This window comes from Chitinophaga ginsengisegetis (assembly GCF_900168065.1).
Taxonomy (GTDB): domain Bacteria; phylum Bacteroidota; class Bacteroidia; order Chitinophagales; family Chitinophagaceae; genus Chitinophaga; species Chitinophaga ginsengisegetis.
Window position 1 is genome coordinate 50,282 of sequence record NZ_FUZZ01000001.1, and the last position, 13,120, is coordinate 63,401.

Below are 13,120 nucleotides of genomic sequence, written 5' to 3' on the forward strand. Positions count from 1 at the left end.
TTAGGGATAACATAGCAACGGGCCGGAAGGCCGGCCCGTCTTTTTGTTGTAACCTTCGTGGATCTTATCCAGAAGTATTTTTAAACGTTGAAACGGAAGTGCATTACATCTCCGTCGGCAACGATGTATTCTTTACCTTCAATACGCAGGCGGCCGTTATCACGGGCAGCAGCTTCAGATCCGTATTTCACGTAATCTTCGTAGGCAATTACTTCGGCTTTAATAAAGCCTTTTTCAAAATCGGTGTGGATTACGCTGGCGGCCTGTGGTGCTTTCCAGCCTTTGTGGATCGTCCAGGCACGTACTTCCTGCACGCCGGCAGTGAAGTAAGTGATCAGTTCCAGCAGGTTATAGGCAGAACGGATTAAGCGGTTCAATCCAGGTTCAGTGAGACCATATTCTCCCAGGAACAATTCTTTATCGGCCGGATCTTCCATTTCGGAGATCTGTGCTTCGATGGTGTTGTTCATGATAATTACCTGTGCATTTTCTGCTTTTACAGATTCCTGGAGGGCCTGTGAAAATTTGTTACCGGTATGAAGGGAGGCTTCATCTACGTTGGCAACGTACAGTACCGGCTTTTCGGTGAGCAGGAACAGGTCGGCAATGGCTACCCGTTCTTCTTTACTAAGACCGAGCTCGCGGATGTTACGGCCTTTCTCCAGGTGTTCCTGGCATCTTTTCAGTATTTCAAATTCGATCTTTGCTTTTGGATCGCCACCGGTTTTAGCCATTTTTTCGGTGCGGGCTACTTTACGCTCCACGCTGTCGAGGTCTTTCAGCTGTAATTCGGTGTCAATGATTTCCTTATCGCTGACAGGGTTGATGTCGCCTTCTTCGCGAAGAATGTTTTCATCTTCAAAACAGCGGATCACGTGCACGATAGCATCTACCTCACGGATATTGGCCAGGAACTTGTTTCCCAGACCTTCTCCTTTGCTGGCGCCTTTTACCAGGCCGGCAATGTCCACAAACTCGATGGTAGTAGGCACCACACGGTCAGGCTTTACCAGCTCTGCCAGTTTATGCATACGTTCGTCAGGTACGTCCACCTGGCCAACGTTAGGTTCTATAGTACAGAAGCGGTAGTTACTGGCCTGCGCCTTAGCGCTGTTGCTCACCGCATTAAATAAAGTCGATTTTCCTACATTCGGCAATCCTACAATTCCAACTTGCAAAGCCATTTTTTAAAATTTGCGCAAAGATAGGTTTATTTTAGTTTATTTGTTGATTGAATAAACCAATAATCTAATGGCATTAAACTACGTATGGCTGGGATTTTTTCTTATTGCATTTGTTGTAGCACTTTTCAAGTCAGTAGTTTTACATGATGCGTCTATTTTCGGGGAGATCATGAATGGCATGTTTGCCAGCGCCAAAACCGGTGCGGAGATCTCACTGGGACTGGCTGGTATCATGACTTTGTGGCTGGGCATCATGCGGGTTGGCGAGGTAGCCGGGATGATCAACCGGTTTTCCAGGCTGGTAAACCCTTTCTTTTCCAAGTTGTTCCCGGAAGTGCCCAAAGGGCATCCGGCGATGGGGTCCATGATGATGAACTTCTCCGCCACCATGCTGGGGCTGGACAACGCCGCCACGCCAATGGGACTGAAAGCCATGAAAGAGCTGCAGGAAATCAATCCTAAGCCCGAAGAAGCGAGTAATCCGCAGATCATGTTCCTGGTACTGAATACTGCCGGCGTGGTATTGATCCCGACTTCTGTTATTGCCATACGGCTGGCAGCAGGCGCGGCTAACCCGGCAGACATCTTCATCCCTACCCTGATATCCACGTTCATGGCTTTTATCATGGGGATGTTTGTGGTTTCCATCTACCAAAAAATCAATCTCTTTAAATTACCTGTGCTGGTATTCCTGACCCTGTTTGCGGGGATCATGGCTGCTTTATATTTTTGGGTACGTAGTTTACCTCCTGCGGAGATAGGCCCAAAGACGGCTTCCCTCGGTGGCGCGATCATTTTCAGCATCGTCATTATTTTCCTGGTGGCGGGAATCGTGAAAAAGATCAATGTATATGATGCCTTTATTGAAGGGGCGAAAGAGGGATTCCAGGTATCTGTGAGAATCATTCCTTACCTGGTGGGTATGCTGGTAGCGATCAGCGTATTCCGGACCACCGGTTGCCTGGACTATATCACCAACGGAATCGGGCTGCTGTTTGCGGCAATGGGGTTCAATACGGATTTTGTGCCTGCCCTGCCTGTAGCTTTCATGAAGCCGCTGAGTGGCGGAGGCGCCCGCGCGCTGATGGTGGATATCCTGAAAACGCACGGACCGGATTCTTTCGCGGGCAAACTGGCCAGCATTATACAGGGTACCACGGAAACCACCTTTTATGTACTGGCAGTGTACTTCGGCTCGGTAAACATCAAGCTTACACGTTATGCCCTGGCCGCCGGGCTGATTGCCGACTTCTTTGGCATGCTCTGCGCAATATTACTCGGATATCTCTTCTTCCATTAAATAATATGATAAGGAGTATTGCAGCGGCTGATCCAAAAGTCAAATGAGGCTTGAGGGTCAGCCGCTCTTTTTTACGCTATTTGCATGGATAGTGCATGGATAGTGCATGAGGAGTCCATGAGGAGTGCATTAATAGTGCATGAGGAGTGTATGGATAGTGCATGGATGATCCATGATATACGCAAGTCCGGGGCACTGGAGAAGCATTCGGCAAGTAAGGGCGGTCCCACTCCCGGGTAGCCAGGTGATGGCGCCGGAACCCTTTTCAGTTCAGCCCGGCTATTTTAAGCAGGTACATTAATAGTGGCATTCACCCGCTTTACAAAATCATCTGCACCGGTAGGGCTGATCAGCCATTTCCTGTTGAGTGATTCTATCAGCACCAGGTTTTCCCGGCTGGTACACCAGCGCTGGTACTTCCCTATTTCACTGGAACGGTAGGTACCGAGGTACCCGAAAATACCTCCTATTCCCAGTAAGCGGGAGCTTGTGCCGAGATCTTCTTCCGTAACGCTTCTCAATCTTACCACATCTTCCAGCTGGATAGTGATGCTATGCAGCGGTCGCTTGATAAGTATAGTCGTAGCCGTTAGAATATAATACCGGGGGCTCAGACACCAGGCCACCAGGATGGCTGGTACCAGGATAAACAAAAACATGGTAGTGGTAACGGCATCATGCGAAACATCCGTCATCTGTCTGCATAAAAACACTAGCGTGATAATGATGACCAGGTTCGTTACAATCTTCGAGTTATCATCCAACGGGGCGGCGTATCTCATATTATGGCTCTCCTTTAGTTCGGTGAGTAAGATAAAAAAAAATGGTTATATGCTGTCATACTTCCCTGTTTTTTCTTCAATGGTAACATCCCCGTCTTTTCTTATCTGCATTTTTATATACACTAATAACTGGGATGCACCGGCCTTAAAACATACTTCCTGGGTTTTACGCACTACTTCCATCAGCTCATCATAGGTTCCTTCCATCACCGTTTCAAAAGGACATACCCTGTATTTTACACCGGAATCTTTAATCACTGCAATTGCTTCGTCAACTACCGCGTATACCTGTTCTGAAGGCACTGAAGGAATGATTTGCAGTGCTAAATTGATCTTATGGCTCATCTTTTTACTATTTTTTAATTTTATGGTTATCAGCTGATTAAAACAATATATCTACAGTGATGGTTCAATTAAAACCTACATTTTCCAGGTGTAATTTATTACAAACAATGGAAAACAGGTTGTTTTAGTTATAGCGTTCATTTAATTAAATCTCTCAATTTATTAATTATCAATAACTAAAGAAGAAATGTTTTACATGATTTTCATTATTTAAAATCATTGTATGTTTCATTATACATAACAAATAAAAAATATCTGTTTAACGCCTATAAGGTGGTAAAACTACGAAAGGCAATACACAAATGAACATGTATTGCCCTTATCATCCTAAAGAAACTGATTATATTTTTGTAGCCAGGTAGTTAAACTGGTCTATCCGGTCGAAAGTAAAATTGGCCAGTGAGCTCAACTTATCATTTACAGTATTGTCACCTTCATAGCGCTCAAAAATGATACGCAGGTGTTCAGCTTTGCTGATAAAATTCCGTGCTCCTTCCAGCACTTCTGTCTCCATTCCTTCCACATCCAGCTTTACAATGATCTTACCGCGCAGGTCAAATCCCAGTTCGGGGATCAGGTCATCGAGTTTTTCGATAGGAATATTACCTTCCTTGTCACAATCCCTGTCGATATAACTTGACCCGGTAACGGTGCTCATAATATTGAAGTTCACCTTTTCCTGCTTGCTGCCAAGACCGCAGGCATAAAGTTTCACCTTGCCTTCCACATGATTGAGCCCGATGTTTTCCTGAACGGCTTTATAATTTACAGGTTCAAAGGCAACGCAGGGGATTCCTTTTCCGGCGAGCCAGACATCATACTCCCCGATGCAGGCGCCAATATCAATGAACCCGTCGATGTTCCTGTTTTCCACCTGCTCCTTGAGGAAGTCGCGTACCCGCTTCTCGTAGGCGTAATTAATAAACTGAAAGTCGGTAGTACCTCCGCGGATCCGGAAAAGTCCCATCGCTGATTTTGCCTTCCACTCGCTCAGAGAGGGTTTGTTTAATAAAACGAGTTTAAGGGACGCCTGAAGGGATTTCCAGTCGTTATACCGGATATACTCACTAAAATAGGCAAGATACTGCCTGTACTTGGATACATTCTTCCAGGAAGGATAATAGGCTTGATCTTTCATAACTTAGGGGTTTTACACTGAATTTAAAACTAAAAAAGGATAACAGCAAGCCTCCGCAAGCCGTTACCCTATTTATTTTCAGGACTCAAATTACATCCATTTATAATTCAAAAATCCTCCTTATTTATATATCTAATTATCACTTCTTTTTATAATTCACTTCATACAAATCCCGCCGGATATCCTTTTTAGTTTGTACGCTTCCAAAGGCGTGTAATTCTTTCAGCAATACCAGGTCCACGTCAGCGATAACCACCATTTCGGTGTTTGGCGTTGATTCTGCTTTTATACCGGTTACGGGAAACGCAAAATCCGATGGGGTAAACACGCAGGATTGCGCATACTGCAGGTCCATATTATTTACCTTCGGCAAATTACCGATACAGCCGGCTATAGCAACATAGCACTCATTTTCAACGGCCCTTGCCTGTGCGCAGAACCGCACCCGGTTATAGGCATGCTGCGTATCGGTCATAAAAGGAACGAACAGGATCTGCATACCCTGTTCCGCCAGGATACGGGAGGGCTCCGGGAACTCCACATCATAACAGATCTGGATCCCTATTTTGCCGCAATCCGTATCAAACACCTTGATATCACTTCCCCCCTTGATTCCCCAGGCAGCTACCTCACCGGGAGTTGGATGGATCTTGATATATTGCTCGTAAGTACCATCCCGGCGGCAGAGGTAGGAAATGTTGTAGAGTACCTCATCGATCACAATGGGCATGCTCCCCGAAATGATATTTACATTATAGGCTACTGCATGCTGCTGGAATATTTCCCTTAACTGCTCCGTGTATTGGGCCACTCCCCTGATAGCCCCGGCGGGGTCCATCTGGTTAAACTCTTTCATCAGCGGGGAGTTGAAGAGTTCCGGGAAAACAACAAAGTCTGATCCATAGTCGCTTACCGCGTCAATGAAATACTCCACCTGTTGCAGGAAACCATCCAGGCTGCCATAATCGCGCATCTGCCATTGTACCAGCCCTATGCGTACCGTTGATTTGTTGTACCGGATAGTGTCCTGGTCCTTTTCATAATAGATATTGAACCACTGCAGCAGCGTGGCAAAGCCTTTGGAGGCCTCGTCGTTGGGCAGGTAGTTCTTCAGGATCTTCTTTACGGTGAAATCATTCGAAAACTGGAAAGTGAGCGTGGGATCATAAATTTCCCGGTCCTGTACCTTCTCGATATACTCCCTGGGCGACATCCGGTCGGAGAACTTTTCAAAATTGGGTATGCGTCCACCGGCCACTATCCCCTGCAGGTTTAATTGTTCACAGAGATTTTTACGGGCATCGTATAACCGGCGGGCCAGTCTTTTCCCCCGATAATCGGGATGTACGAAAACTTCGATTCCATACAACGTATCCCCTTTGGGGTTGTGTGTGTTAAAAGTATAGTACCCGGTGATCTGCTCATAGGTATGACTATCCCCGAATTTTTCATAGTCCACTATAATAGCCAGCGCGCAACCTACTACTTTATCATTGACCGTAACCGCTATCTGCCCTTCCGGGAAAAGCTTGATGAGCCGCTGTATAGTTGGCTCCCGCCAGTAACTGCCAGCCATATCGGCATAAGCGGACACCATAGATTCTTTCAGGTCCAGGTAATCCTCGACGGTCAATGTTCTTATTTCTACTGTTTCTGACATAGCCTCTTTTTTTATAGAACGATTCTTATCGTAATACTTCAATAATATCGATTTTTTTTATTTACTTTGTATTTAAGTTAGCAACTTCAATATTTAACCATCCCCAACGGCAGACCTGCACATTTAATTCAAGAAACCGTTATACATCATCTACACCTTTGCTATCGTGCCTTTAATTCAAAACAGAGATATCGTTGTAATAGGGCTGCAACAATGGTACACCACTATTGGAAGCAACTGTAAAAATATTGCGCTGGAATTTGCCCGGCATAACAGGGTATTATATGTTAATGCTCCGCTGGACAGAAATACCCTTATGACGGGGAGACAAGATCCGCATGTGCAATACCAGCTGAATGCCATCCATAAAAAAGTTCCGGGTATTGTTCCCATCAGTGACAACCTCTGGAACTATTATCCATCTGCCATACTGGAGTCTATTAACTGGCTCCCTTTTACACCATTATTTTCCTGGTTTAACAAGCGGAATAACAGAAAGTTTGCAGACAGTATTATGGAGGCTGTCCGGGAAATGAATTTCAAAGACATCATTTTATTTAATGATAACGACATCTTCCGGGGCTTTTATCTCAAAGAAATGCTACGGCCTTCCAGTTATGTATACTACAGCAGGGACTACCTCCTGGGCGTGCCTTACTGGAAAAAGCACGGGCTCCGGCTTGAACCACAACACATCGCCAAGGCCGATGCCGCGGTAGCCAATTCCTTATATCTCAAAGAAATGCTGCAGCAGTATAATCCTTCCAGCTATTATGTTGGACAGGGATGTGACCTCCGGCTTTTCAATGCGGCCGACAAACATCCTGTTCCGGATGATGTGCCAACAGGAAAAGGCCCCATCATTGGTTATGTGGGCGCGCTTAAATCGCTGCGGCTGGATATCTCCGTTTTGGTAAAGATAGCCAGTGAAAGACCGGGATGGCAGCTGGTACTGGTTGGTCCGGAAGATGACGACTTCAAAGCCTCCGAACTCCACCACCTTCCCAACGTTTATTTTACAGGACATAAAGATCTGTCGCAGCTTCCTTCGTATGTACAGTCTTTTGATGTATGCCTTAATCCACAGGTGATCAATGAAGTAACGGCAGGTAATTACCCGTTGAAAATTGACGAGTACCTGGCAATGGGTAAGCCGGTAGTAGCAACCGCCACTAAAACCATGGAGTTGTTCAGGGAACATGTTTACCTGGCTGCTACACCGGACGACTATGTTCCACTGATTGAAAAAGCACTGTCAGAAAATGCTGATCCGGGATTGGCCACTGAACGTATCCGCTTTGCCGGTACACATACCTGGGAGAATTCCGTTGCGGCCATTTATCAGGCGATTTTAAATTCCAGCGGTAATTGATTATGAGTATAAAAGACAAACTGAAACAACACCCGGGTTTGAAGAAACTGGCTTTGTACCTGCTGATGCCAAAGCATCAGGCCCGTCCACGCCTGTGGGTGCGGTTGTTTATCAACCCCTTCATCCATAAAAAGGGAAAGGGTTCCCTCATAAGAAGACGCACACGGATGGACGTGTTGCCATTTAATACGTTTACCCTCGGAAGTTACTCCACGATAGAAGATTTTGCTACGGTAAATAATGGTATGGGAGCGGTGATTATTGGCAACCATGTAAGGATCGGGATAGGTAATGTGTTGATTGGCCCGGTTCGTATAGGCGACAATGTTATACTGGCGCAGAACATTGTGTTATCCGGTTTAAATCATGGATACCAGGATCCTGATGTTCCTATTGCGTTGCAGCCCTGCACCGTTGGAGAAATAGTTGTAGAAGCAGATTGCTGGATTGGCGCCAACAGCGTTATTACCGCAGGAGTAACCATCGGACGCCATGCTGTAGTAGCAGGCGGCAGTGTGGTTACCAAAGACGTTCCTCCTTTTACAATAGTGGCGGGCAACCCTGCCCGCCCTATACGTCAATATCAGCCATCCAGTGGTACCTGGGAAAAAATCTAGTTGGTTACTTTTATAAAACGTCCTTTCTTATTATAGCTGCTGTCTTCCGACTTCACATCCACTATAAAATGTCCGTTTGATAAATTGCTGATGTTTACTTCTGTCTGGAATGAATCCGGAGTAGTATACCTCATCTGTTGCTGCATACGGCCATTCATGTCGAAAATCCGCACCTGCAAAGGCGTTGCGCCGCTCCTCACAATCCGTAAGCGGATGTATTGCGTGGCCGGATTCGGGAATATACCTAATGAATCTTCCGTATGACTAACGATGTCGTTGCCAAGTACAGTTAAGTTAAAGGTAGTGGTAGCGGTAGCGCCCCTGTCGTCCGTAACGGTAAGCCTGAACTGGTATTTACCGGCATTGAGGCTGTTGATCAGTGTTTGCACCTGATCCGGGCTTTTTAAATTTGCGGTGGCGGGTCCTTCTACCTGTGACCATTCATACTTCACAATATTACCATCTGGATCATAAGAAGAGCTGCCATCTGCGATGAATGAATTCATTGGCTGCTGAATGCTTCTGTCGCCCTGCGTTTGGGCTACCGGCGCCTTATTTTCCAGGGGCAATACAGTGATGTTTACTGAAGCGGTAGCAGTGGCGCCGTTGTTATCGGTTACCGTTAACCGGAACGTATAAGTTCCCGTCTGCAGGTTGGCTGCATTTGTTTTTGAAGCGTTGGCGGCGGAAAGATTGCCCCCGGCAGGACCGGCGGTCTTTTCCCACAACCAGGTAACTATTTGTCCGTCGGCATCGCTGGAGGCACTGCCATCCAGGGCGGCGCTGCTTACCGGCAGCTGAATCTGTATGTCGCTGCCTACAACAGCCACTGGTGGCTTATTAACGGCGGCCGCGGTTACCGTAATGTTTACGGAGGCGTTGCTGGTGGCGCCGTTGTTATCGGTTACTGTTAACCGGAAGGTATAAGTTCCTGCCTGTAGATTGGTAACATTTGTTTTTGCGGCATTGGCAGCGGAAAGATTGCCCCCGGCAGGACCGGCGGTCTTTTCCCACAACCAGGTAACTATTTGTCCGTCGGCATCGCTGGAGGCGCTGCCATCCAATGCGGCGCTGCTTACCGGCAGCTGAATCTGTATGTCACTGCCTGCAATGGCTACAGGCGGATTATTAACCGGAGCCGCTGTTACCGTAATGTTTACAGTAGCTGTGCTGGTGGCGCCGTTGTTATCAGTTACCGTTAATCTGAACGTATAAGTTCCTGCCTGTAGATTGGTAACATTTGTTTTTGCGGCATTGGCAGCGGAAAGATTGCCCCCGGCAGGACCGGCGGTCTTTTCCCACAACCAGGTAACTATTTGTCCGTCGGCATCGCTGGAGGCGCTGCCATCCAGGGCGGCGCTGCTTACCGGCAGCTGAATCTGTATGTCGCTGCCTGCAACCGCTACGGGCGGATTATTAACCGGAGCCGCTGTTACCGTAATGTTTACAGTAGCTGTGCTGGTGGCGCCGTTGTTATCGGTTACCGTTAATCTGAACGTATAAGTTCCTGCCTGTAGATTGGTAACATTTGTTTTTGCGGCGTTGGCGGCGGAGAGGTTTCCTCCTGCAGGACCGGCAGTTTTTTCCCATAGCCAGGTAACTATTTGTCCGTCGGCATCAGCGGAGGCGCTGCCATCCAATGCAGCGCTGCTTACCGGCAGCTGAATAGCTATATCATTTCCTGCGTCTGCTACCGGCGATTGATTGGGCGCTGCGGCCAGTACCAGGACAGTTACGGTGGCGGTAGCGGTGGCGTTACTATTGTCGGTAACTGTAAGCTGATAGGTATATGTACCGGCAGACAGGTTACTCACAGTTGTTTTAGCAGCTCCGGCACTTGCCAGGTCGCCACCTGCGGGACCGGCAGTTTTTTGCCATAACCAGCTAACGATCTGCCCATCGGTGTCTGCGGAACTGCTGCCATCAAGCGCAGTAGTATTTACCGGCAACTGGATCTGTATATTTTTCCCGGCATTGGCTACCGGCGGTTTATTGGCGGCTGCCAATACGGTAATGTTTACCGAGGCGGTATCCTTTGCACCTGTGTTATCGGTGATGATGAGGCGGTAGGTATAGTTACCTGCTACCAGGTTGCTTACATTTGTTTTCGCGGCATTCGCGGCGGAAAGGTCTCCCCCGGAAGGACCCGCAGTTTTGGCCCAGGCCCATGTGGTTATTTGTCCGTCGGCATCAGTAGAGGCGCTGCCATCCAGTGAAGTACTGTTTACAGGTAATTGCACCTGGATATTGCTCCCTGCATTGGCCACCGGTGGCTTATTGGCAGCGGGTTTCACGGTAACGGTGATGCTGTCGCTATCAGTCAGCCCTTTATCATCGGTGATGGTTAAGGCATAAACGTAGGTTCCCGCAGTTAGACCCGTTACATTTGTTTTAACCACATTGGGGCTCACGATGGTTCCCGCGGTGGGGCCACTGATCTTCTTCCACGCATAGCTTTGAATGGTGCTGCCACCGGAAGCGGCAGACGAGGCGCCATCCAGCGTTACATAATCTATGGGTAAGGTAATGGTAACATCGCCACCGGCATTTGAAACGGGCGGTGAGGTGGTACTGGTTTTCAATTCAAAGGCGCCCACATCATATTTACTTTGCTGCGGCCGCGCGGTATTATCAAAATCTGTTTTCAGGGTGAAGTCAGACATATCCCTGCCGGTATTCACCGCTGTTGAAGTAGATAGCAGCCGGTAATTTTTCGCGGCGCCGTCTACAAATTTAGCGGAAGCAACATCTGTATAACAGATGTTATTGCTGGCAGTTAATTTAATAGGCAGATCCCCTTTAATATACATCCCCTTTGAAGGATAATCGTAGGCTGTTCCTGTTTCCACCAGCAGGTTGTTATATACCTGGTGCCCGATGGGTGTCTGGTAAGCAAATATTTTTATACCATTCTTACCTGCGTCTGTATTAACGATAGTGTTATTATAGATAATAGCGGCAGGCGGAGGAAATACATCCGGGGTGGTATTATCCGGAATTTTATCTGCCACATTAATCCCTTCATAAAAAATATCAGAGATCACATTGTTATATATCTCGCTTACTCCTGAACCGAAAACCGTAACACCAGGCATATAGCCGGTAGTGATGGTATTGTTATACACTTTCAGGGCGGAGCCGGAACCAATGAGGATTCCATAACCATGTGCGGAGTTCTTTGAAGTGGCGTAGTTTACGAGGCGGTTATTGAATACACGGTTGTCACCATTTTTAGTCATGGAGATCTGTAATCCGTCGCTGCCAATATTTTCCAGGTCGTTGTCGTATACCCAGAGGTTTTCAATCCAGTGCGACTTCATATCAACACAGGTACCTTCCGTCCAGTAATAGTGTGTGTTACCGATATAGAAACCTTCGCCGGTGGAGTTGCGGCATTTAATGTGATGGAGTTTCACATTCTTCATTACAAAGCTGCCTTCCAGGTATTGCGGCTGGGCGCAGGTTTGCAGGGTTTTAGCCTGTAACAGGATGTTGCCGTCATGGATATAAATATTATGCACATCAAAATCGGAAGCGCCTACACCCAGTGTAAGACCGAATATTTTAAGGCCGTTGATATTTGTACCATTCAGGTCGAAACCAAATTCATAATTTTTATCCCCGCTCCCGCTTATCTCTACAAACCGGCAGGTAGGTGCATTAAACACGGCTGCTGTACCCTGGTTCTTTACCCCGAGCTTTACCTGTCCGCCGCAGTTGATGATAACAATGGGTTTCGCGGCTGTTCCGGTCAGGTTACCGAGATGCAGATACTCATATTCTCCTGCAGGAATACACAACGTGTCACCGGGACTTACGTTAAATGTTTTCATGGCATCCGGATAATATATTTCTGCGCGTCCGTTGGCGGTGTTGCTCATTGGCACTACAATACGCTTGCCTCCTGTAACGGGTGGCGGTGTTACCACTCCTCCCTGCGTGTACTGGAGCATCCACTCATACATATTTTTACCATCTTCCTTTGTGGCGGGGTCGTAGGCTTTAGTCCATGCATCGTGTGAAGTGGAACTATAAATAGACAATTTAGCCAGCGGATTGGGAGCCGGCACGGTGGCGTTGATATATTTTATCCAGTTCTTTGAATAATCGGAAGGTACAGTGGGATCGCCATCGTTATGGAATGCCCATACAGGTGTATTATTGGAGGCCACTACACCGGCATAGGCGGTAGTGGGTGGATACATGCCGCAAACCGGAGCTGCAGCTGCAAATGCTTTTGCTTTTGTTTTATCTTCACAGAGTGCGCCCCATGTTAATCCACCTCCCATGCTTAAACCTGTGATATAAATGCGGGAAGGATCAATATCATATTTTGTAAGAAGATAATTCTTAAACAGCGTCACATCTCCGGAACCCGGCCATGTGTTGAACTGAGGGGATATTACTATAAATGAAAAAGTTTGATTGTTTACGGTGAAGGTGGTGGGAAATCTACCATCATTGATTACCCGGGGAAGACCATTTCTCAACACAGAAGATAAGGGAGATCCATAGCTGGCCAGTTCGCCGTTGCCATGAAAGAAAATGATCAGGGGATATTTCTTACCACTTCCGGGCGTATAGCCGGCGGGAAGGTATTCATAGAAGCCTTTGATATTGGACATCGAAGGATCATTGAAAGAACGCGCCGTTTGCACCTGGCCTGAAACAGGGACTAATCCAAAACAGGATACTAACAATATAGCAGCGCCTAGCCTATAA

At 47.1% G+C, this 13,120-nt stretch carries 9 protein-coding genes; 3 read left to right on the forward strand and 6 right to left on the reverse strand.

Annotated elements, in window-relative coordinates; genetic code table 11:
• Window positions 1-80 precede the first annotated feature (80 nt).
• A complete protein-coding gene (ychF, locus tag B5Z18_RS00170; protein ID WP_079467402.1) occupies window positions 81-1,184 on the reverse strand; it encodes a redox-regulated ATPase YchF in 1,104 nt (367 codons plus the stop codon).
• Window positions 1,185-1,251: 67 nt separating this feature from the next.
• Here ychF and B5Z18_RS00175 point away from each other — a divergent pair, with 67 nt between their 5' ends.
• Window positions 1,252-2,484, forward strand: coding sequence for a nucleoside recognition domain-containing protein (locus B5Z18_RS00175; protein ID WP_079467403.1), 1,233 nt, complete (start codon window positions 1,252-1,254; stop codon window positions 2,482-2,484).
• Window positions 2,485-2,768: 284 nt separating this feature from the next.
• Here the strand turns inward: B5Z18_RS00175 and B5Z18_RS00180 are convergent, their stop codons facing one another.
• From B5Z18_RS00180 to B5Z18_RS00195, 4 genes are all read right to left on the reverse strand, one after another.
• The gene (locus B5Z18_RS00180; RefSeq protein WP_079467404.1) at window positions 2,769-3,266 is read right to left on the reverse strand and encodes a PH domain-containing protein; all 498 of its coding nucleotides are present in this window, start codon (window positions 3,264-3,266) and stop codon (window positions 2,769-2,771) included.
• Between the two features lie 45 nt (window positions 3,267-3,311).
• Window positions 3,312-3,611, reverse strand: a complete 300-nt coding sequence (locus B5Z18_RS00185; protein ID WP_079467405.1) for a thiamine-binding protein — start codon at window positions 3,609-3,611, stop codon at window positions 3,312-3,314.
• Between the two features lie 340 nt (window positions 3,612-3,951).
• On the reverse strand, window positions 3,952-4,749 hold the full coding sequence (locus tag B5Z18_RS00190) for an FkbM family methyltransferase (protein ID WP_079467406.1): 798 nt from the start codon (window positions 4,747-4,749) through the stop codon (window positions 3,952-3,954).
• A gap of 139 nt (window positions 4,750-4,888) precedes the next feature.
• Window positions 4,889-6,409, reverse strand: a complete 1,521-nt coding sequence (locus B5Z18_RS00195) for a bifunctional GNAT family N-acetyltransferase/carbon-nitrogen hydrolase family protein (RefSeq protein WP_079467407.1) — start codon at window positions 6,407-6,409, stop codon at window positions 4,889-4,891.
• A 166-nt stretch (window positions 6,410-6,575) separates the two neighbouring features.
• Here B5Z18_RS00195 and B5Z18_RS00200 point away from each other — a divergent pair, with 166 nt between their 5' ends.
• The gene (locus B5Z18_RS00200) at window positions 6,576-7,781 is read left to right on the forward strand and encodes a glycosyltransferase (protein WP_079467408.1); all 1,206 of its coding nucleotides are present in this window, start codon (window positions 6,576-6,578) and stop codon (window positions 7,779-7,781) included.
• Window positions 7,782-7,783: 2 nt separating this feature from the next.
• On the forward strand, window positions 7,784-8,398 hold the full coding sequence (locus B5Z18_RS32980; protein ID WP_079467409.1) for an acyltransferase: 615 nt from the start codon (window positions 7,784-7,786) through the stop codon (window positions 8,396-8,398).
• Here B5Z18_RS32980 and B5Z18_RS00210 read toward each other — a convergent pair.
• On the reverse strand, window positions 8,395-13,023 hold the full coding sequence (locus tag B5Z18_RS00210) for a PKD domain-containing protein (RefSeq protein WP_159454130.1): 4,629 nt from the start codon (window positions 13,021-13,023) through the stop codon (window positions 8,395-8,397). The genes B5Z18_RS32980 and B5Z18_RS00210 overlap by 4 nt on opposite strands.
• Between the last annotated feature and the right edge of the window lie 97 nt (window positions 13,024-13,120).